The sequence below is a fragment of the Enterococcus gilvus ATCC BAA-350 genome (genome assembly GCF_000407545.1).
Taxonomy (GTDB): domain Bacteria; phylum Bacillota; class Bacilli; order Lactobacillales; family Enterococcaceae; genus Enterococcus_A; species Enterococcus_A gilvus.
On record NZ_ASWH01000001.1, the window covers coordinates 1618984 to 1641235 of the forward strand.

Here is a 22252-nt window from a genome sequence, read left to right on the forward strand (position 1 = left end):
GTATACGTAGGGTCTTTGCCAAAATCACCTGACACATTGACTCTTCATGCTACCACGATTACTCAGGAAAATCTATTAAGACTTTGATTTTTCCCTTTTTCGACAGTGCAGACCATTGATAATAAACCATTCCTTGGTGATCTGTTCGATAAGTCATGATCTGATATTTTTTTAATTTATCCAGTGTTTCCATCGTGGGATGGCCGTATCGGTTTCTTCTCCCGACTGAAATAATCCCATATTTAGGTTGCAGTTGCTTTAGCAGAGCTTCTCCAGTCGAGGTGTTGCTTCCATGATGCCCTATTTTTAAAAAATCGGTTGTTAATTTCGGATAATAGGCACCTATTTTTTCTTCCCCAGTTGTTTCCAAATCACCCGTCAATAAAAAGCGTTGCTTGTTTACCACAAAATAGACCACTACCGAGTCATCATTTTTTCCTTGGCTAGTTTGGGGAGAGAGTATTTGAAGCTTCAAGTGATCGCCAACCGTATCCCCTCTTTTTATTAAATGGATGGCTGTGTCATTGATAGGCTGAAGAATCTTTTTTAGTTCCATTTGTGACCCCTTGGCTAGATAGAGATTTTTTACTGTTATCTCATTTAATAGATGACCTAACTCCCCCATATGATCCGCATCATTATGAGTAATCACCACATGGTCGATCGAGCGGCATCCCACAGACTTTAAAAAAGGCACTAAATTGTAATCAGAGGGATTCTTCAGTTGTCGCGTTTGCCACTTCTTTCGTTTAAAATGCAATCGTCCACCCGTATCAATCAAAAATGTTTCTTGCTTAAAGGGCAGTTTGATGAAGATACTGTCTCCTTGTCCAACATCGACAAACGCCACTAGGCCATTCGCAGAAAAAGCAGTCGCTGCTAAAAAGAATAGGGACACGCAAACGATCCAATAAATCGGCTGCTGATAGGCCAAGCGGTCGATCAGGAGAAGAACGCATAGGATGAGGCACAGCAACGTTAAATAGCTTGGGTGACCAATGACTATATTGGGAAAGGCGACAAGTGCCAACCCTTTTTCCAAGAGGCTAAACAGTCCGTCAAACAATGGTGCAGCTATTGATAAAACAGGAATGAAGCAACCAAAAAATAATACCACCGAACCTGGTAAAATCAGCCATTCGAATAATGGAAACAACAACAACGTGAGTAGCCCTCCAACAACGGTCCACTCGCTAAAGCTATAGATCAGCAAAGGCAAAGCCAGTGCTGAAAACATGAACATTTGCTGCCAATTTTTAAAAGATAGATCATTAAGAAAGAGGAGCATCAAAGCAAAATAAATACTTAATTGAGCACCCACTGACCAAAAAACCAAGGGGAAGCAAAAGACTAAGATATAAAGCATGAGGCTCCATTGATCCAGCTTAGATAATGATCGCTCAAACGTAAGACAACCAAACGCAAGTAAGAAACTAATAACCGCTCGGATGGTGCTATAGCTGCCGCCTGTTAAAAATACTAGAAGCAATCCCACCAAAGTAAGTACACACAAGCGTGTTCCTCTTATCAGCCCCAGACGTTTAAGCAGCAAATGAATACCCCCGAGGTAAAATTGAATATGCAAGCCAGACAGTGTAAACAAGTGCAGCAATCCGGTAGTTTTGTAGGCAGCTGTGTATTCCGTGAACTGCTCATCCTTATACCCCAGCACTAACGCCTTTACATAACTGCTTAGACGTTTGGAGTAGCGCTGATCGACTTTCCAGATCAATTGCTGGCGTAGAAGGCTTAATGACACTTTATTCTGTCTATAGGGCTTCATAGACTCAACTTGGATTTTTTGATTAAATCCCAAACTTTTATAATGTTTTCTTTCATCAAACCCGTTCAGATTTCGCGGGCCCTCAAACGAAGCAGTTTCTCCACTGATCACGGCCGTATCCGGCACGTTTCTTTTCGTCCAAAGAGCTTTTTCTGCTGGCGTTTTCAGCACATAATAAAGTAAGTATTTTTTCTTCTTCATCTTTCCTGTAAACTTTAAAAAATCGCCATCAACTTTTATTGAATCGGGTTGTATTTCGATCGTTTGATTCGTGAATTCTTTTTGTGGTGATTGATTTTGGTTTACATAATAATACGTTCGTAAACAAAGAAAAAAACTGCACAAAAAGACCAGCAGTATCAGCCGATGATTTTTCATGCAGAGAATCCGTAAAAACAAAACGATAAGAATTACTAGAAGCCATAAATTCATTTGATAGATCAGACTTCCTGATAATACAGCAACCAAGATCGGTAAAATTAAGTAGTTGCGAACAGCAGCTATCCTTCAGGCAATGTGGCAGCATCTTCTCCTAATTGTAGTTTAGTGAAGTATTTACTTTCGAGATGTACTTGATGCATGCTAGCACCCACTTGCTTGATCAACTCGATCGCATACGGATCATTGTGATAATCCTTCAAATAATGGATCTTTTTGATCCCTGCTTGCAGCAATGCTTTTGTACAGGCGAGACACGGAAAATGAGTGACATAGACCTCCGCTTGATCTGTGGCGATCCCTAGCTTTGCGCATTGCAGCAGCGCATTCATCTCCGCGTGAATCGTCCGAAGACAGTGACCATCAACCACATAGCAGCCTTCATCCATACAATGAACATCTCCGCTGACTGAGCCATTGTACCCTCCAGCGATGATTCGCTTATCCCGCACGATGGTTGCTCCTACTTCTAAACGTGTACAGGTACTTCTTAATGATAATAAAACGGCTTGCGCCATAAAATATTGATCCCAAGGGATTCTTTCAGTCATCCATTATTCGTCCTCTCTTTTGATCTTTCTTATATTGTAATCGAGTCCTTTAAATTTTCAAGCGTCTTTTCACCAATTCCTGATACTTTCGTCAAGTCTTCGATCGCGCGAAAACTGCCATTTTCTTCGCGATACTTGATAATATCTGCTGCTTTTTTCTCTCCGATCCCGCTCAATTGCTGCAATTCGGTTGCATCTGCTGTGTTGATATTGACTTTTGCTGTTTCTGCTTCAGGAGTTCCTGAGCCCCCTTCTGAAGGTTCTTCTTGAATAGTTGGAATCTCTTCTCCAACTTTAGGAACATAAATTATTTCCTGATCCATTACTAGTTTTGAAAAGTTTAGTTGGTTTTGATCTGCCTCTTCCATAAACCCGCCGGCCAAATCGATCACATCCATCAAACGCATGCCTTGCTTAATACGATACATTCCTGCTTTTTTTACTGCGCCTTTTACGTCAACATACCATTCTTGATCTTTGGATTCACTCGTATCTAGCGACGCACTGCTTTCTGTAGAAAACAATGCTGGGTCTGAGATTTCATTGTCAGGTTCTCTTGTAAGAAAGAAAAAAACGATCGGAAGCAGTACGAGAGGCAAAGCAAACAAAATAGGATACTTTTTCAAATAATCTTTCATAACACCCTCCTTTTCGTTTAACATACGCAACAAAAAAGAGAAATGGCATGGCTGCTTCTCTTTTTTTCTATGAAATACAAAAAACGTGCCCGATTTTTCAATCGGACACGTTCAGCTTTTTTTATTTCATCGTCTCTAAATAATCTAAGGCGTCTTTTACTGTTTTTACAGGAACAATTTTCATTTCTGTGTCTATTTTTTTAGCCGCAGCTTTTGCTTCTTGATAGTTTGATTTGATTCCTGGCTGTGCTTCTTTCATTTCCTTCGTGATCTCATCGTCTGGAGCGAAGAAAACCTTATTCTTATCTGCGGCTGCACTGGCGACTTTTTTATCGATCCCGCCAATCCGGCCAACTTCGCCATTGGCGTTTATAGTCCCGGTTCCGGCAATTTTTTCGCCATGACGCAGGTCTTTATCGATCAATTGTTCGTAAATTTCTAATGTGAACATCAAGCCTGCGGAAGGACCGCCAATGTCACCTGCATCGACTTTCACTTTTTCCTGTGAATCGATCTCTGTGTGGTCCGTCAGTGTAATACCGATTCCCGGCTTCTTGTCAGTCGGAAGCTTGATCAATTTCTCTGTCGCTTCCTTGGTCTCGCCATTATGGACATAGGTCACTTTCATTTCTTGACCTACTTTTTGAGATTTGACATATTTCATGAAGTCTTCACTGCTGGTAAAAGTTTTGCCGTCCGCTTTGGTTACGGTATCGCCAACATTGATTTTTCCAGCGAAGTTTGAATTTTTTTCTACACCTAGCACATATACACCTTTGTATTCCATCTTATAAGGCTTGTTCGCAAGTTTCAATGCCTGCTCGATCGCAAAGTTTTGCGACGTCTCCATATTGAACTTTTGAATCTGCATGTATTCATCATCACTGGCACCGCCAGTCAATTCATCTGCAGAAATAATTTCATTAAAGGGTTCCATTTTTGATCGTAACGCCGTAAATACTGTTGCTCGACGAATTCCAACAGAGGTTAGACTGAAGGAGCCTTTATGCTCGTCCTTCTTATCATTGACCGTGATCAATTCCTTTAAGTTGATGGTCTCGCCGGGCTGTTCAATATAGTAAGGGATCGGCACAATTATACAGGCGACGACTATTAAGGCTAAAAAAATAAGCAGTAATCGTTTGACAAGTTTATTATTTTTCACTATTCTCACGCTTCTCTTCCAATGCCCGATAGACTGCTTCAGGCAAGTATTCTTTTATATCTCCATTGAACGTCCAGACTTCCTTCAAAATCGATGAACTAATGTGGCTGTATTTCGGATCCGCTAGCAAAAAGACTGATTCCAAGCCCTGGTCTAGGTGGTGATTCATCAAGGCGATCTCTTTTTCGTACTCATAATCCTTCACGCTTCGGATTCCCCGTAGCAAAAAGGTTGCGCCGAGCTTTTCGGCCACGTTGACGGTCAATTCATTTTCTTGACCCACCACCCGAACATTCGACAAGTGTTTTACAGACTCCTCCACAATAGCTAATTTTTCTTCAGAGGTAAAGTAACTTTTCTTATTTGTATTTACGAAAACGCCGATGATCAATTCATCAAACAATTTCGCACCCCGTTCAATTGTATCTAAATGCCCCATCGTTAATGGATCAAAACTTCCGGGAAAAAGCGCAATGCGTGTCATCTTAATCCTCCCAATCATAAATCGTTATGGCGGTGATACCATAATCTTGACGTTTACGTTCTTTTAACGTCCCTATTTTTTCAGGTAAAATCACTTCTTTATCTGTTTCACAGACAACTGTCGCACGAGACGTTAACAAGTCATTATGCAGCAGCATTTCGATCTGTTTGACGATCTCTTGTTTCGCATAGGGCGGGTCCAACAGAACCAGATCAAATTGCAGTCCGTTATCTGTTAACTTCTGGATTGCTTGATTGGCAGGCATCTTCATAAGTAGAAAAGCCGCTTCCTTTTTAGTCATGGCGACATTTTCCCGAATGATTTCCATCGCTCGATAGTTTTTTTCTACTAAAACAGCCTGGTCCATTCCCCGCGAAACTGCTTCTATGCCTAACGATCCGCTGCCAGAAAACAAATCTAGTGCGTTTCCTCCATCAAAGTACGGGCCGATCATATTGAAGATCGCTCCCTTTACCTTATCGGTTGTCGGTCGCGTATTGCTTCCCGTCAATGTTTTTAATTTTCTACCTCCGAATTCGCCTGCGACTACCCGCATGAGTGCATGCCCCTCTCTAAATGCTTCCAGTTTTGCGAATGATAAACGATCATTGCTAGCAAAAAAGGAGATTTATATCGTTATTATCAAAGAAAAAGATGAAAAATGTTTGAATAAATCAGACATTTTTCACCTTAATTAAACGGTTTCCGCTAAACGAATCTTCGTATTGGCCTCAAGAACATCCAATTCTTCCTCGTCTTTCACCTGATAAGCGGCTTTTGTTCCAATGCGATCCGCAAAATTCATTTCAATATCTGGTCGGTATGAACGTTCTACTTGGCGCACAAAATGAAGTCCTTGAAGTTTTTCTTCTGTTTCATCTGCGGCCTCTTCGTTCACATATAAGACGACGTATTTCATTTTTCTAGAAACGAAATGAACCAATCCAAAGCGTTTCAACGTTTTCAATTGTTTTAACGAATAGACCCAAACGATCATTCCTCGTCTATGTTGCATTACAAATTCTGTATTATCCATGACAATTCCCCTTACAACTATGATTCCCTGTTTCAAAAAAGGGATTTCCAGCATCAACTTTGATATCTGAAGAAATGGTATTTGCCAATCGTTGCCCGATATCATCCAATAATCGTTGAAAATCTGTCTCTGCTACACGAAAAGCGGCCACCTTTTCATTTAAATCAAGCGCACGCTTGCTCTTACGGACACTCCGCTGTTGCTGACGGTAATCTGGCGCGTATTCGCCATATGCAGCGATTCGCTCAAACTTTTCCTTTTCAGCTTGAAAATTTCTTTTCAGTTTAGCCACGTCATCACAAGCATTCATCTGTGCTTTCGCCTGCAGATAGTTTTTATAGCATTGACTTGCTAATATCGCTTGAACCAAGATCTGGTTCTGATCTTCCAACTGAAAGAAAGCATCATTAATAATCAAGTTAGTCACTATCCTTTGTTTTTTCAGGTTCTTGTAACAAGACTAGCACACTTTCTTGATTGATTGCAACGCCGAGCTCTGATTTAGGCCCATCAAAAAGCTCGTTCAAATGATCGCGACTGATCCAATTAAATAAATTAAATAAAGGGTCTACCATAGGAAAATAGAAGAAGCCTTCCTGATAATCGATCTTCTCAGATTTAGCTAGATCTTTGAACTCTGTGTCAGATAATTCAAAAGATAAATTACTCAAGTGAGCCCCTTGATCCGTCTGCCATTCTTCTAAACGCTCATTTGACAGAACCCTTTTAGGCGTTGTTAAGAAACTTTTTAGCAGCTTTTCGCCATTCTCTGAGCTTTTCGTCGACGTGGAAAGAACGGGCAATTTTTGCAAGCTTCTGTATCGATTAATCGCTTCAATCATTCTAGTCTGCTTTTGCTGATTCAATAGATTCCAATCGAGATTGCTTTCTTGGACACGGTTTGCCAACGGGTTGCCGCTGTTGATCTGATAAGGCATCAGCCGCAGCAGGTTTTCCATGTCCAAATAAACGGTACCGATCAATTTTTCACTGTCACCATTAAAAAAGAGCATTGCGAAGGTCCCGTTATCGAATGCGACTAATGGACGGAAACGCATGTCATTCTCGCTCAATTCAATTGCTACCGGTTCTTCATCATAAGCCAAAGCAAAATCCGCGGATAAATTAATTTGATCGGAGAGCTGCTTGCTTGTCATCCCAAATTTGAATGGCTTTGCTTCAGTATTTTTCTTCGCCATTACTTTGATGGTACTGATTTTGCCGGATTCAACATTCACTTCTAATAATCCCTGTTCCAACGCATAATCCCGCGTTTGGAAGAAAAATCCGCTCTCTTCGATCTTAGTCGGTTGACCAAACTTCTCTTCAAAGGATTCGATGGGCTGGGAAATATAAGTCGCATACCCTTCCGCCTTAATTGTTTGATGCTTTAACGCCTTGTGGCGAACCGTTTGATCTTTATGCTCAATAGGGATATTTTTTTGCGCAGGTGGAAAGAGAACCGGCTGTAAATAGTAACCAACCAAAACCAAAAACAAGATACTAAAAAATCCGATCACTCTTTTCACACGGCAACGCTCCTACAACTACTATTTTTCTTTCACTTCAATCAATAAATCACCAGAAGAAATACTTTCTCCTTCTTCAACATATAAATGAGCGACTTCTCCTGCAAATCGAGCATCAATCGATGTTTCCATCTTCATCGCTTCAGTGATCAGCAATGGTTGCCCCTTTTCAACATGGTCGCCTTTTTTAACTAATACCTTCAAAACAGAGCCCGTCATTGTCGCGCCGATTTGCTCGCGATTTGTTGGTTCTACTTTGCGTTTTGTTTGCACGGCACTCTTGATTGATGCATCTTTCACGACGATTTCACGACGTTGACCATTTAAGTTGAAGAACAGGGTACGATTTCCTTCGACATCTGCTTCGCCAATTTCATCCAAACGAATAATCAATGTCTTCCCTTTTTCAATCTGAACATTGATCGTTTCACCAAGACGCATACCTGAGAAGAAGGTCGGCGTATCAAGCAATGTTACATCTGCGAATTGTCCATACGATTTTTGATAATCCAAGAATACCTGCGGATACATCAAATAGCTTAAGACATCTGTTTTGCTTGGTTCAAAGCCGATCAATTCTTGCAGCTCTTGTTTTACTTTTTCAAAATTCACTGGTTCCGCAAACTTACCTGGACGCTCCTGCATCGCTGGACGACCCTGTAAAACAATCTGTTGTAGTTTTTCAGGGAATCCGCCAACAGGCTGCCCTAATTCGCCTTGGAAAAAGCTGATTACGGAGTCTGGATAACTTAACTCATCTCCACGGTCATAGATATCTTGTTCTGTTAAATCATTTTGAACCATGAACAATGCCATATCACCAACAACTTTAGAAGATGGGGTTACTTTAACAATGTCGCCAAACATCAAATTGACCGTTTGATACATTTCTTTGATTTCATCCCATTTGTCGCCTAAGCCAACCGCTTTTGCTTGTTGCTGCAGATTTGAATATTGTCCACCAGGCATCTCATGATCGTAAACTTCCGTCTGTGCAGCCATGATGCCATTCTCAAAGCTGGCATAGTATGGTCGTACATCTTCCCAATAGTGATTGATCTGACGCACATTTTTTAAATTCAGTTCAGGTGTACGATCGCCGTATTGCAATGCGTAGTATAAGCTGCTCATACTTGGCTGACTAGTTGCACCACTCATGGCACTTGTTGCCACGTCCACAATATCTGCTCCCGCTTTTACAGCAGCAGATAAAGTAATGATCCCATTTCCTGCCGTGTCATGGGTGTGTAAATGAATAGGAAGATCCGTCGCTTCTTTAAGTTCACTGATCAATTGGAATGCGGCTTGCGGTTTTAATAAACCAGCCATATCCTTGATCGCAATGATGTGCGCTCCGATGGCTTCCAATTCTTTCGCCATCTCTTTATAGTATTGTACATTGTATTTTGTACGATCTGGGTCCAAAATATCGCCGGTATAGCAAATCGTTCCTTCAGCGATTTTCCCTGCATCACGTACGTATTGAATACTTTTCTCCATTTGCGGAATCCAGTTCAAACTGTCAAAAATTCTGAAAACATCGATCCCGTAATGCGCCGCTTCTTTTATAAACTCTTCCAGTACATTATCTGGATAATTAGAATAGCCTACTGCATTTGAGCCGCGGAACAACATTTGTAACAGTGTGTTCGGCATTGCTTTACGCAATAATTTCAATCGTTTCCAAGGGTCCTCGGTTAAGAAACGATAGGCCACGTCAAAGGTCGCACCGCCCCACATCTCACTTGAGAATAGTTCTGGTATTCCTTCTCCCGTTGCTTGAGCAACATTTAATAAATCATGGGTTCTCACTCGTGTAGCCAGTAAGCTTTGATGCGCATCTCGGAAGGTCGTATCTGTCAATAAGACAGAATCATGCGCCTTCACCCATTTTGAGACTGCGTCAGGGCCTTCATTGTCCAAAACATTTTTAGCAGTAAGAAGTTCACGTTTTTCAATCTTTGGTGCACGTGGTGTTTCAAAATAACGTTTTTCTTGCTTTTCGATGCCTGGGAAGCCGTTTACCGTGATTTCAGAAATGTAACGCATCGTTTTATTTCCACGATCGCGGACACGAGGGAATTCAAATAACTCAGGCGTATTATCAATAAACGTCGTCTTTGCATTTCCACTTTGGAAGACAGGGTGACTGATCACGTTATGCATAAACGGAATGTTGGTCTTAACGCCGCGAATACGGAACTCGATCAAACAACGCTGCATTTTTTCGATCGCTTGATCAAAATTCAATGCATGGGTACACACTTTTACCAGCAATGAGTCAAAGTAAGGCGTTACCGTCGCTCCTGCATAAGCATTTCCGACGTCTAAACGCACACCAAAACCACCCGGGGAACGGTACGTATCGATTTTCCCTGTATCAGGCATAAAGCCATTCAATGGGTCTTCCGTTGTGACACGACATTGGATCGCGGCACCAGACATTTGGACATCCTTTTGTTCTGGCAAGCCGATTTCTTTATGCAAATCTTTGCCTTGAGCGATCAATAGCTGTGACGTAACAATATCAACACCCGTAATCAATTCAGTGATCGTGTGTTCTACTTGGACCCGCGGATTGACTTCGATAAAGTAGAAGTTATCCCCTTCCACTAAGAACTCCACTGTTCCGGCATTCACATAGCCCACGTGTTTCATCAATTGAACCGCTGCTTGACAAATTCTTTCCCGTTGTTCGTCGTTTAAAGAAATACATGGAGCGACTTCTACAACTTTTTGATGGCGACGTTGAACAGAACAATCGCGCTCAAATAAGTGCAGAACATTTCCATGAGTATCTCCTAAAATTTGGACCTCGATATGCTTAGGATTGGCAACATATTTTTCGACATAAATTTCGTCATTTCCGAAAGCGGCCTTGGCTTCACTTTTCGCACGATCATACCCTTCACGTGCTTCTTTTTCATCATGAGCAACCCGCATTCCACGACCCCCGCCGCCTAACGCTGCTTTGATCATGATCGGATAGCCATGTGATTCTGCAAATTCCAGTACACCTTCGATCGTGTCTACTGGACCATCTGAACCAGGAATTGACGGAATCCCCGCTTCCAATGCTGCTGCTTTCGCTTTGATTTTATCGCCGAAAATATCTAGATGGTGCAAATCAGGACCGACAAAGATCAATCCTTCTTCGCGACAACGCTTCGCAAAGCCTAAATTCTCTGAAAGAAACCCATAACCTGGATGAATGGCATCCACGTTCGCCTCTTTCGCCACACGAATAATGTCTTCAATATCCAGGTATGCGTCGATCGGTTTCTTTCCCTTGCCGACCAAATAAGCTTCGTCTGACTTGAAACGGTGTACGGAGTATTGATCCTCCTCTGCAAAAATCGCTACCGTTTTAATGTTTAACTCACTACACGCGCGGAACACCCGCGTTGCAATTTCACCTCTATTTGCTACCAATACCTTTTTCATGCACTTCACTCCTGACTTTTTAAGTATTCATACTCGATTGCAAGTTTCGTTCGCTTCTCATCCGCACTGATATTCAATGCAAAGGCGACACTTACTGACAACACAAGTAAGCTATTTCCTCCTTGACTCAGAAATGGGAATGTGATCCCTGTCAATGGAATAATTCCTAAAATACCACCAAGATTAATAAAAACTTGTAATAACAACAGGCTTCCAATTCCGATACATATCAATGAATTGAAAGGTTTTTTCGAACGAATCCCAACTAAGAAGATTCGCGCGATCATAAAAATCAATACTGCTAATATAATTAAAGCGCCGATCAAACCAACTTCCTCTATTACGATAGAAAAAATAAAGTCGGTATGAGCTTCACTTAAAAATCCTTTTTTTTCGATACTATTTCCTAATCCCCGGCCAAACCAACCGCCATTGAACATGGCGTAGTAGCCGTTGACCATTTGATGACCTTGATCCAATTCATATTTGAAGGGGTTTTTAAAACTTTCAAAACGGCTAGTAATGTATTGCAGCCTTTCAGGCAAAATCGCCTCACCGAAATGAGTCATAAATTCAATTGCTAAGAAACTACCTGCTATACCTGTCCCGCCGATGATCAAACTATACAACCAATTGACCCCGCTTGCTAACAACAAAATGACAGCTAATAAGGTAATGATCGCCGCGTTCCCCATATCCGGTTGGATCGCAACCAGAAAGATCATAGCGAAAACCAGCATTAAGGGGCGCTTCATGTCATTCACGAAATTGTCTTGGATGGTTTCTTGACGCTTCGATAAAATATAAGACAAATACCAGACGACCATTATTTTCAAATATTCGGCTGGCTGCATCGTAAAGGAACCAATTCGAATCCAGCCCTTGGCCCCATTGATCTCATCACCGATGAACATGACGACAATGAGCAGAATAAAAATGAGGTATGTAGCAAAAATGATCAATTGCTGGCTCTTCAATACATCTGTCTTCATCTTATACATCAAACTAATCACAATCAAACTTAAAACCCAAAAGACTCCCTGGTTCATCACCAGACTTGTTGGGCTTCTATCATTCGTAATTAATATATAAGATGTTGAACTATAAACAAAGATCAAACCGATCACGGTCAAAATCAAATAAGGAATCAAAATACTATAATCTAAAAAATGACGTTTTTTTATCTTCGTTGGCAAGTGTTAAGCCTCCCAGCCGGCATCCGTCAAATCTTGACGAGTTTCGTACAATTCCGTATATAAACGATTCAACTCAGCTTCTAGATCGCTAAGCATTTGCTGTCCTTCTCCGCGCTTCAAGATACCTACCTTTTCAGCAAAGAATACTTGACGTGAGAAGCCATACATTTGTGTATCAACGACTTCCTCAAAAGCTTTACATTGAGAGATACACAGACTATTTGTTTGATTACGAATCAACAATTTAATCCTGTCAGCATCTTCTTGCAACACTTTAACGGCAAAATCAGAAGAAATATTTTCCATTTTGCTTCCCTCCTATCTTGATTCCAACATTATAACATAGAAAAATTTCAAAAAGTGAAAAAATACGTGAGACTAAGCTTTTTCTAAACACTTCGTTCGGGTTTTGACTTTTACACAGCTGATCGAATATTACATAAAGATTACAAACCAAAAACTTTAGATAAAAACGCAGAAAATCAATCCTTTTGAACAGTTGCTCCGTGAAACAAATAAGAAATATGAAACATAACGTTTTTCTATAATTTACTTATCGATCCCTGACGCGCCTCTTCATTAAAAATGCGCGCATCCTTTTCATCGCTCCTTATCTAGCCCTTTATGGGCCACTTATCTCCACCCACGACAAATAGCCCGCTGATTTAAGCGAGCTATTATTTTCTATAAAAATGTTTTGTATAAGAGCAGTTCAATTTACCAACGTTGGATTTAGATTTGGTTAACCATTCAAATTCGTTATTCCCGACTTCTTATACGTTCAATCAGTCGATGGCGCCGCTTATGGCTGGTTATTTTTAATGGCTTGGGCGGACTTTCTCCCGCTGTTCGTTTCGGCGGGCTGGCCGAAACTGGCCTTGGTTCTATGCTCTCTTTTGGTTTTGCGCTCGCATTCTCGATCAAGGGGATCGATGGAGCAGTATTAGCTGCTCTTGACACCGAGTGTAGTCTAGCCGGCGTTGTCCCATCGTCAATGAGGAGCTCCTCTAATATCCTGTTCACAGGCAAGCAAGACACAGCGATTCGATAATTGTCCTTGTCCGACAGTGCTACTGGGTCAATTCCTTTTGGCAATCCAATTTTTTGAATCAAGGTTTCTGGATTCGGCCGTTCTTCGATAATCGTCAAATCCTTTGGCAACTTGATTGCTGCCAACGCCTTTGAAGCGGCACTTGACGTGTCCTCTTTTTCCACTTCGATTGATGAAACGGAAAGCAGTTTGGCAGGTGTCGTTTCATCATCGAGGTAAATATCTTTTAACGTCGCATGTTTTGGCAAACAGGAAGCAACCACACGATAATTTTGCTGTTCTGACAACTCCGTTGGATCGAATCCGCTAGGCAGTTGGATCAACTGGATCAGTGTCTCAGCATTCGGTCGTTCTTCTATGATCGTTAACTCCTCTGGCAGTTTGAGGGTATCTAAGATGTCGAAGGACGCATCCAGCGAGTACCCCATCGCAGACGCCATTTCTGTGATTTGCGTATATAAGTCTTTTTCTTCCTTTTTGGGTTTATCCTTCTGATGGTCCTTAAAAAGAACCGTCTTTTTAACTTCTACCATTTTCGCTTCCAGAACTTCTTTATATAAGCCAACGCCGTCTTTTTCAAAAATATCCAGCTTGGTTAATTTTTTCAGTGCTGCTTTTACTTTTTCCGCCGGCTTGGTTGGATCAAAGCCCTTCATGCGGAAATGATGCTTTTTCCCATTGCTTTTCATAAATTTAGCATCCAATAAGATCGTTGTGCTTGTATCCATCTCACTCTCCCCTTTCCACCCATTCATTGTTCTTGTTGGTTCAGTCGATCATGACTCCGCAACTCTTAGAATATCTTCCCCAGACGTTTGCGAGACGAATTCCTCAGCTGTTTCCTCGTTATAAGTCAATACAGGAAATAATTTCGTTACTGATGATTGCCAGTCTTTTTCGCTAAAGTATTCTGTAAAATAATGATAAAAACGACGCATCGCTTTCGTCGTACGTCTATGCAAAAAAATGCGAGACACAACGCTTCTCAGCATATGAGAAAAATTATCTGCTTCACTCGTCAGTTCATCTCTGACTTGCAGCGCGATCAGCATCTCGATGGTAGCCTTCTCATTTTTAGTTTCATAATAATATGTGCGCAGGCGTTTCTCTAGGGTCCCGCGTTTTAAAGTAAATAGTTTTTGTCTAGTCAATCCGTATTCTTCCATCGCTCATAGTTCCTCCTTTTGATAAGAATTCTTATCAGATATCTACACGAAAAAATTACTGCTATTCTTTCGGAAAGTCCAATCCGAATTATTCATAAAAAATAAATTATAATAATCAAATAGTTTAATAATCGCCGATTCATCCCGCTCACCCCCTGTAAAAATAACTTAAAAATATCAGATAATAATTTTTAACTAGGAAGAGCAAACAAACAATTCCTTCTATCAACGATCGCTCATGCAACAAAAAAAAGACCTCACTATCATCAGTGAGGTCTGGAAGTACAAATTATTCTGCTGCAACTTTACGTTTTTTCGCTGCTTTTTCACGTTCAGATTTGTTTAGGATCTGTTTACGCAAACGAATAGATTCTGGTGTCACTTCACAATATTCATCATCGTTCAAGAATTCTAGAGATTCTTCCAAAGTCAGAATACGTGGTTTTTTGATTACAGATGTTTGGTCTTTGTTGGCTGAACGAACGTTTGTCATTTGTTTTGCCTTCGTGATATTTACACCTAAGTCTTTATCACGGCTGTTTTCACCAACGATCATGCCTTCATATACTTCAGTAGTTGGTTCAACAAAGACCGTTCCACGTTCTTCTACACTCATGATTGAGTACATCGTAGCCTTACCAGTATCAACAGAAACCAACGCGCCGTTACGACGTCCGCCGATCACGCCTTGGATCATTGGCAAGTATTGGTCAAATGTATGATTCATGATGCCGTATCCGCGAGTCATTGATAAGAATTCAGTAGTGAATCCGATCAAGCCGCGAGCAGGAGCTAAGAAGACCAAACGAACTTGTCCGTTACCAGAATGGATCATGTCTTGCATTTCTGCTTTACGTTGACCTAAAGCTTCGATCACGCTACCCATGTATTCTTCTGGAGTGTCGATTTGTACTCGTTCAAACGGTTCACATTTAACGCCATCAACCATTCGTTCGATAACTTCTGGACGTGATACTTGCAATTCATAGCCTTCGCGACGCATGTTTTCGATCAAGATCGACAAATGCAATTCTCCACGACCAGAAACAGTCCACGCATCAGGAGACTCTGTATTTTCAACACGTAAAGAAACGTCTGTGTGCAATTCTGACATCAAGCGTTCTTCAATTTTGCGTGAAGTCACGTATTTACCTTCGCGACCAGCAAACGGTGAATTGTTTACAAGGAATGTCATTTGCAATGTTGGTTCATCGATGTGCAAGATTGGTAATGCATCTTGATGGTCGATAGGTGTTACTGTTTCCCCAACAAAGATGTCTTCCATCCCAGAAACAGCGATCAAATCGCCGGCTTTTGCTTCTTGAACTTCCAAACGTTGCAAGCCGAAGAAACCAAAGATCTTCGTTACACGGAAGTTTTTAATCGAACCGTCAAGCTTCATAACAGAAACTTGGTCGCCGACTTTCATTTTTCCACGGAAAATACGGCCGATACCGATACGTCCAACATAGTCATTGTAATCTAGTAATGATACTTGGAATTGCAGCGGTTCGTCACTGTTATCAACGGGAGCTGGAATCTTTTCAACGATCGTATCAAAAACAGGAGCCATTGTTTCTTGTTGTTCCGCAGGGTCATCCGATAAACTAGATGTTCCATTGATTGCTGAAGCATAGATCACTGGGAAATCCAATTGATCGTCATCTGCTCCTAATTCGATAAATAATTCCAATACTTCATCTACCACTTCTTCTGGACGTGCAGAAGGTTTGTCGATTTTATTTACAACAACGATTGGTGTTAAATGTTGTTCTAAGGCTTTTTTCAATACGAAGCGCGTTTGCGGCATCGTACCTTCATAGGCATCTACAACAAGCAATACGCCATCAACCATCTTCATGATACGCTCTACTTCACCACCGAAGTCAGCATGCCCTGGAGTGTCCATGATGTTGATTTTGTAATCCTTATAGTTTACTGCGGTATTTTTCGCTAAGATCGTGATACCACGTTCTTTTTCTAATGCATTTGAATCCATTGCCCGTTCTTGTAGGTTTACATGACTATCAAGGGTATCGGATTGTTTTAACATTTCATCTACTAATGTTGTTTTACCATGGTCGACGTGGGCAATAATAGCCACGTTGCGGATATCTTCTCTGTAATTCAATTTTAATTGCTCCTTTTCTTGTAACGCGAGACTCACTCGATTGACAATTATAACAGAAAATCCCTAAGAGTGTTAGTAAAACATTTTCATTTTTTCAGAAAAAGTTTTTTCTTAAGGATTTTACTGGTCAAAGGCTTGAATCTCCACCATTGCTGCCTGTGTCGCACCAACGAAAAATTCTCTTCCTTGATAAGTCAGCGGCTGCCTATTCGCCCCATAGCTGACCATTCCTAATTGATCCATCATAATCATTCCGGCAGCATAATCCCACGGACTGAGCATACTGATATATCCAATTTGAGTCCCCTTCAAAATCGCGATAAAATCTAAGCCCGCACAGCCTAAAACACGGATGCCCATGGATTCAAGCCCAATCTCCTGTGCATGAAACGCATTTTTTCGGTAAAGAGCCGCATTCATTCCGATCAGCCCTGCTCTCAAAGAAGTGTTCTCAGGCGCGTCGATTTCCTTCTTATTAAAGAAGACCTTGCCGACTTTTGGGCCACCCCAAAAAAGCTCATCCCGCATCACATCATAAATAAAACCAAGCTGGCCGACGCCTTCTTCATATACAGCGATCATAATGCAGAAATTTTCCTGCTGCATCACAAAATTCAATGTCCCGTCGATCGGATCAATCACAAAGACACGCCCTTTGTCGATCGGTGTCTGATCCTGCCCGTTTTCCTCGCCCAATATCAGCGCCTCTGGATCATATTCGTTGATTTTTTTGACGATGAAATCCTGTACCTCTTTATCTACGTTCGTTACTAAATCGGTGCGACCGTTTTTTTGATCGACCTTCAAGGCATCGCCCAATCCTGTCCTGATTTTACTCGCTGCTTCATAGATCCATTGAATGATCTCATTCTCCATCTTCATCTCTCCTTAAAAATCGATTCTCGCTGTACTTATAGCGCTTTTGTCCCGCCAGAAGCAATTGATACACTGACTACATTTTAAACCGCTTAGACGGCGTTTCTTTGGCCTTCTTGACTGTATGATAGATCGAATACGTACTCACTTCTTGAAATTCTCGCCCTAATCGCTTTTCCTCGCCAATACTTTTAACCACTGTTTTAAATCTTTTGTAGCCATTTAGAAATCGTTCTTTGTCTATTCCATTCTCATTAGCTTCTTCGACTAAATTGAAAAAATTTATCACGGTTGTAATTTCATCGTGTGACCAGTCTTCATCGATTGGATAACTATAATTTGCCACTTTCCCACGCTCCATTCAAAAACAGTTTAACATAAAATGATTCTTACCCGCTTTTTTGGATTCACAAACACGTTTCTTTAGTCGGAAAATGCCGTAAACGATACCTTGTCTCCCTCTTATTTCCCTACTTTTTTAGCATTAAATGACTTTTAGATTTCTTATAGCCTGTGTGAAGTTCACTCAAAAAAAGCCAAAATCCCCTCTAGAGGATTTTGGCTTTTAAAAACATCGTTTTAAATATGGATCGGCATCCCTAAAGCTAGCTCAGAGGCATCCATTACAATTTCACCTAATGATGGGTGCGGATGGATCGTCAATGCGATGTCTTCCGCGTTCATTCCTGATTCGATGGCCAACGCCAACTCAGAAACCATATCACTAGCACCAACACCGGCAATTTGCCCGCCAATGATCACATTGTCTTCGACTGTTGTAACCAAACGGATAAAGCCTTCTGTTTTGCCTAATGACAAGGCACGACCGTTACCAGAGAATGGGAATTTGAATGCTTTCGCTTCCAGACCCGCTTCTTTCGCATCTTTGATCGTCATACCTACTGTAGCTAATTCTGGATCAGTAAAAGCAACAGCCGGCATTGCTTTGTAATCAACCGCTACTTTTTTACCAGAAATCGCCTCAGCGGCAATTTTTGCTTCATAGCTGGCTTTATGGGCCAACGCTGCGCCAGGAACGATATCACCAATAGCATAAATACTAGGGATATTCGTACGTCCTTGTTTGTCTACAGTGATCAATCCGCGTTCCGTCATTTCGACACCGGCTTGTTCCAAGCCCATGTCATTCGTGTTTGGACGACGTCCGACAGTGACCATCACGTAGTCTGCATCGATCGTTTCTTCTTTTCCGTCTACTTCATAGCGTACTGTAACACTGTCGCCGTTATCTACAGCTTCACGTGCCATTGCAGAGGTCACGACCTTGATACCTTTTTGTTTGAAATCTTTTTCGACAAGCTGAACCATGTCTTTTTCATAGGTTGGCAGGATTTGCGGCGTTCCTTCAAGGATCGTCACTTCCGCACCAAGGTTCGCATATGCGCCGCCTAATTCCGCACCGATGACGCCTCCGCCAATAATGACCATTTTTTCTGGTACAGCTTCTAAAGCCAATCCACCAGTAGAGTCCAACACACGTCCGCCAAATTTGAAGCCTGGGATCTCGATTGGACGAGAACCTGTTGCGACAATGGCATTGTTAAATGAATACGTTTGTGCTGAATCCGGATGAATCACCCGTAATGTTTGATCATCAACAAAAAACGCTTCGCCTTCGATGATCTCCACTTTGTGTTTCTTCAGTAAAAATTTTACGCCTGTCGTTAATTTATTAACGACTTCGTTTTCTTTCCAATCTTGCGTTTTAGCAAAATCTAACTTCACGTTTTCGCTTGTCACGCCGAACATTGTCGAGTCAAGTGAATCGTGGTAATGGTGTCCAGCAGAAATCAAGGCTTTCGAGGGTACACAGCCGACGTTCAAACAAACGCCGCCAATATATTCCCGTTCAATGATCGCTACTTTTTGTCCCATTTCTGCGGCGCGGATAGCGGCTACGTAGCCGCCAGGTCCTGCACCGATTACAACTGTATCTAATTCAATGGCGAAATCTCCAACTACCATGATTTTATCATCCTTCCATTAATAATAATTCTGGGTCAGCTAATAAACGTTTGATATTGTTCATCGCTTTTTGCGCTGTCGCCCCATCAACGATGCGATGGTCGAAGCTTAATGAAAGTTTCATCACACGGCCAACCGCTAATTCGCCTTCGTCATTGACGATTGGTTGTTGCGCAATCGTACCAACGCCAAGGATCGCAACTTCAGGGTAGTTGATGACTGGTGTGAACCAGCCGCCGCCCACTGAACCGATATTTGAGATCGTAATAGTTCCATTACGCATATCGTCTCCTGATAATTTCCCATCATGTGCCAAGGCCGCTTTTTCGTTGATTTCATCAGCGATCTTGAACATGCCTTTAGTGTCCGCATTTTTCACATTTGGTACATATAATCCATGATCGGTGTCCGTTGCAATACCGATATTGTAGTAATTTTTATAAACGATCTCTTGTGCCGCATCATCGATCGATGCGTTTAAGACTGGGTATTTCTTCACAGTCGCAGTCAACGCTTTAACGACGTAAGGCAAGAAGGTTAATTTTGTGCCATTGTCTAGAGCCACTTGTTTGAATTTCTTACGGTGATCCCAAAGCTTAGACACTTCTACTTCATCATGCAACGTTACATGAGGAGCAGTATGCTTGCTGTTGACCATTGCTTTGGCAATAGCTTTACGTGTTGGTGTCAATTTCTCGCGAGTTTCCATTTCGCCCATAGTTGAACTAAATGCTTGCGCAGGTTTTTCCGCTTTCGCTGAAGCACCTGAAGTTGACGTCGTTGTTTCTGTTGGTTTTTCGTCTGCTTTCGCTGGTGCAGCTTGTCCGCCGCCAGAAACGAATGTGTTGATGTCTTCTTTTGTCACACGTCCACCTTTACCAGTAGCTGTTACTTGAGAGATATCAACGTCTTTTTCACGAGCATATTGACGAACAGATGGCATAGCCAACACACGTTTGTCAGGGTTGCTTGCTTCGACGACGGAAGAATCACCTTTTGCTTCTGCTTTTGGCGCTTCTGCAGGTGCAGAGCTTTCGCTTGAAGAAGCACTGGCATCATTGTGTCCAGGTGCATCGATTTCGACCAATACATCGCCAACATTAGCGACTGTACCTTCGTCTACGATGACTTTTTTGATTGTTCCAGTTACTGGAGAAGGGATTTCTTCTACTGATTTATCGTTTTGTACTTCTAGCAATGTATCGTCTTCTTCGATCGTGTCGCCAGCTTTAACAAACCACTTAACGATCTCACCTTCTGCAATTCCTTCACCGATATCTGGTAATTTGAATTGGAAAACGCCGCCGCCATTGTCAGAACTATTGCTTTCGCTTGATCCGCTTTCGACAGTTGGTTCTGCTGCTGGTGCTTCCGGTGTTTGAGATTCTGCTGCGACACCTGCGTCGCCTTCATTGTCTTCGTGTCCCGGCGCATCGATTTCCACTAATACGTCACCGACATTCGCTACGGTTCCTTCGTCTACAATAATTTTTTTAACCGTTCCAGTTACTGGAGAGGGAATTTCTTCCACTGATTTATCGTTTTGTACTTCTAATAATGTATCATCTTCATTAATTGTGTCGCCAGCTTGGACGAACCATTTGACGATTTCGCCTTCAGCGATGCCTTCACCGATGTCAGGCAATTTAAATTGGTAAGCCATGATTTTCGCTCCTTATTTCTATTTGCCAGCATTTAAGCTAGCTTGCTAGTAATGAATTTTCCTTATATAAAATTCAATAGTCTCAGATGCATGCCCGTTTACGAATCTACTAAAATAGACTCGTAAACCTGACAATTAAAATGCTACGATTTCTTTTACTTTTGCTTCAATATCTGCTGCGTTCGGCAACCAGATACCTTCTGCTTGTCCAAATGGGAAAATCGTATCTGGAGCAGAAACACGTCCGATTGGCGCTTCCAATGAAAGAATCGCACGTTCAGAAATTTCTGAGATTACTTGTGCAGAGACACCTGCTTGTTTTTGTGCTTCTTGGACAACGACTACACGTCCTGTTTTTTCAACAGATTTGATGATCGTATCTACATCAAGCGGCGCTACAGTACGTAGGTCAATAATTTCTGCATTGATGTTTTCTTTTGCCAAGTTGTCTGCTGCTTTGATCGCTTCACGGACCATCGCACCATAGGTAATGATCGAAACATCCGAGCCTTCTTTTGTAACGGCAGCTTTATCCAATGGTACTTCGTAAATTCCTTCTGGTACTTCTTCACGGAATGAACGGTACAATTTCATGTGTTCTAAGAATACAACTGGGTCATTGTTGCGAATTGATGCAATCAACAAACCTTTTGCATCGTAAGGATTTGAAGGAATCACCACGCGTAAGCCTGGAGATTGAGCCATCAAGCCTTCTAAGTTGTCTGAGTGAAGTTCTGGTGTATGAACACCACCACCAAACGGTGCGCGGATCGTTACTGGTAAATTCCGTGTATTTCCCATACGGTAACGTGTACGAGCCATTTGTCCGACGATCTCATCCATCGCTTCAAAGACGAATCCAAAGAATTGGATTTCTGGAACTGGACGGAAGCCTTGTAAAGCAAGTCCGAAAGCCAAACCGCCGATACCGGATTCAGCCAACGGTGTATCGAACACTTGATCTTCGCCGAATTTTTCTTGAAGACCTTCAGTTGCACGGAATACTCCGCCATTTTTACCAACGTCTTCACCGAAAATTAAAACTTCTTTGTCTTTTTCAAGCATCAGAGCTAAGGCATCTGTGATTGCTTGGATCATTGTTTTTTGTGCCATGA

20 protein-coding genes are annotated in these 22252 nt (G+C 41.7%); all 20 read right to left on the reverse strand.

The window, feature by feature from the left end; translation table 11 throughout:
* Window positions 1-58: 58 nt before the first annotated feature.
* On the reverse strand, window positions 59-2161 hold the full coding sequence (locus tag I592_RS07995) for a DNA internalization-related competence protein ComEC/Rec2 (RefSeq protein ID WP_010780711.1): 2103 nt from the start codon (window positions 2159-2161) through the stop codon (window positions 59-61).
* Window positions 2162-2283: 122 nt separating this feature from the next.
* Window positions 2284-2772 (reverse strand): ComE operon protein 2, encoded by a 489-nt coding sequence (locus I592_RS08000; protein ID WP_010780710.1) that lies wholly within the window; start codon window positions 2770-2772, stop codon window positions 2284-2286.
* A 29-nt stretch (window positions 2773-2801) separates the two neighbouring features.
* Window positions 2802-3410 (reverse strand): helix-hairpin-helix domain-containing protein, encoded by a 609-nt coding sequence (locus I592_RS08005; RefSeq protein ID WP_010780709.1) that lies wholly within the window; start codon window positions 3408-3410, stop codon window positions 2802-2804.
* A gap of 121 nt (window positions 3411-3531) precedes the next feature.
* Window positions 3532-4575 carry a SepM family pheromone-processing serine protease gene (locus tag I592_RS08010; RefSeq protein ID WP_044926157.1) on the reverse strand — a complete coding sequence of 348 codons (1044 nt, stop codon included), beginning with the start codon at window positions 4573-4575 and terminating at the stop codon, window positions 3532-3534.
* Entirely contained in the window at window positions 4565-5059 is a 495-nt protein-coding gene (gene coaD / locus I592_RS08015; RefSeq protein WP_010780707.1) for a pantetheine-phosphate adenylyltransferase, read from the reverse strand. Before coaD ends, I592_RS08010 begins: the two co-directional genes overlap by 11 nt.
* 1 nt (window position 5060) lies before the next feature.
* A complete protein-coding gene (gene rsmD, locus I592_RS08020; protein ID WP_010780706.1) occupies window positions 5061-5615 on the reverse strand; it encodes a 16S rRNA (guanine(966)-N(2))-methyltransferase RsmD in 555 nt (184 codons plus the stop codon).
* A 138-nt stretch (window positions 5616-5753) separates the two neighbouring features.
* Window positions 5754-6101: a YlbG family protein gene (locus tag I592_RS08025; RefSeq protein ID WP_174293652.1), complete on the reverse strand. Its 348-nt coding sequence runs from the start codon at window positions 6099-6101 to the stop codon at window positions 5754-5756.
* Window positions 6088-6513 (reverse strand): YlbF/YmcA family competence regulator, encoded by a 426-nt coding sequence (locus I592_RS08030; RefSeq protein WP_010780704.1) that lies wholly within the window; start codon window positions 6511-6513, stop codon window positions 6088-6090. Before I592_RS08030 ends, I592_RS08025 begins: the two co-directional genes overlap by 14 nt.
* A 1-nt stretch (window position 6514) precedes the next feature.
* On the reverse strand, window positions 6515-7624 hold the full coding sequence (locus I592_RS08035) for a CAP-associated domain-containing protein (protein ID WP_010780703.1): 1110 nt from the start codon (window positions 7622-7624) through the stop codon (window positions 6515-6517).
* A 21-nt stretch (window positions 7625-7645) separates the two neighbouring features.
* Window positions 7646-11068, reverse strand: coding sequence for a pyruvate carboxylase (locus I592_RS08040; RefSeq protein WP_010780702.1), 3423 nt, complete (start codon window positions 11066-11068; stop codon window positions 7646-7648).
* 5 nt (window positions 11069-11073) lie between these two features.
* Window positions 11074-12264: an FtsW/RodA/SpoVE family cell cycle protein gene (locus tag I592_RS08045; RefSeq protein ID WP_010780701.1), complete on the reverse strand. Its 1191-nt coding sequence runs from the start codon at window positions 12262-12264 to the stop codon at window positions 11074-11076.
* 3 nt (window positions 12265-12267) lie between these two features.
* Window positions 12268-12570 carry an Fpa/YlaN family protein gene (locus I592_RS08050; protein ID WP_010780700.1) on the reverse strand — a complete coding sequence of 101 codons (303 nt, stop codon included), beginning with the start codon at window positions 12568-12570 and terminating at the stop codon, window positions 12268-12270.
* 453 nt (window positions 12571-13023) lie between these two features.
* On the reverse strand, window positions 13024-14043 hold the full coding sequence (locus I592_RS20710; protein ID WP_010780699.1) for a DUF2922 family protein: 1020 nt from the start codon (window positions 14041-14043) through the stop codon (window positions 13024-13026).
* A gap of 48 nt (window positions 14044-14091) precedes the next feature.
* Window positions 14092-14481, reverse strand: coding sequence for a hypothetical protein (locus I592_RS08060; RefSeq protein WP_010780698.1), 390 nt, complete (start codon window positions 14479-14481; stop codon window positions 14092-14094).
* 289 nt (window positions 14482-14770) lie between these two features.
* Complete coding sequence (gene typA, locus I592_RS08065) at window positions 14771-16612, reverse strand: translational GTPase TypA (RefSeq protein ID WP_010780697.1); 1842 nt, start codon at window positions 16610-16612, stop codon at window positions 14771-14773.
* Between the two features lie 120 nt (window positions 16613-16732).
* Window positions 16733-17488, reverse strand: coding sequence for an inositol monophosphatase family protein (locus tag I592_RS08070; RefSeq protein ID WP_010780696.1), 756 nt, complete (start codon window positions 17486-17488; stop codon window positions 16733-16735).
* Between the two features lie 76 nt (window positions 17489-17564).
* The gene (locus tag I592_RS08075; protein WP_010780695.1) at window positions 17565-17834 is read right to left on the reverse strand and encodes a UPF0223 family protein; all 270 of its coding nucleotides are present in this window, start codon (window positions 17832-17834) and stop codon (window positions 17565-17567) included.
* A 233-nt stretch (window positions 17835-18067) separates the two neighbouring features.
* Complete coding sequence (gene lpdA, locus I592_RS08080; protein WP_010780694.1) at window positions 18068-19474, reverse strand: dihydrolipoyl dehydrogenase; 1407 nt, start codon at window positions 19472-19474, stop codon at window positions 18068-18070.
* A 7-nt stretch (window positions 19475-19481) separates the two neighbouring features.
* Window positions 19482-21137, reverse strand: coding sequence for a dihydrolipoyllysine-residue acetyltransferase (locus I592_RS08085; RefSeq protein ID WP_010780693.1), 1656 nt, complete (start codon window positions 21135-21137; stop codon window positions 19482-19484).
* 135 nt (window positions 21138-21272) lie between these two features.
* On the reverse strand, window positions 21273-22250 hold the full coding sequence (locus tag I592_RS08090; RefSeq protein ID WP_010780692.1) for an alpha-ketoacid dehydrogenase subunit beta: 978 nt from the start codon (window positions 22248-22250) through the stop codon (window positions 21273-21275).
* Window positions 22251-22252 lie beyond the last annotated feature (2 nt).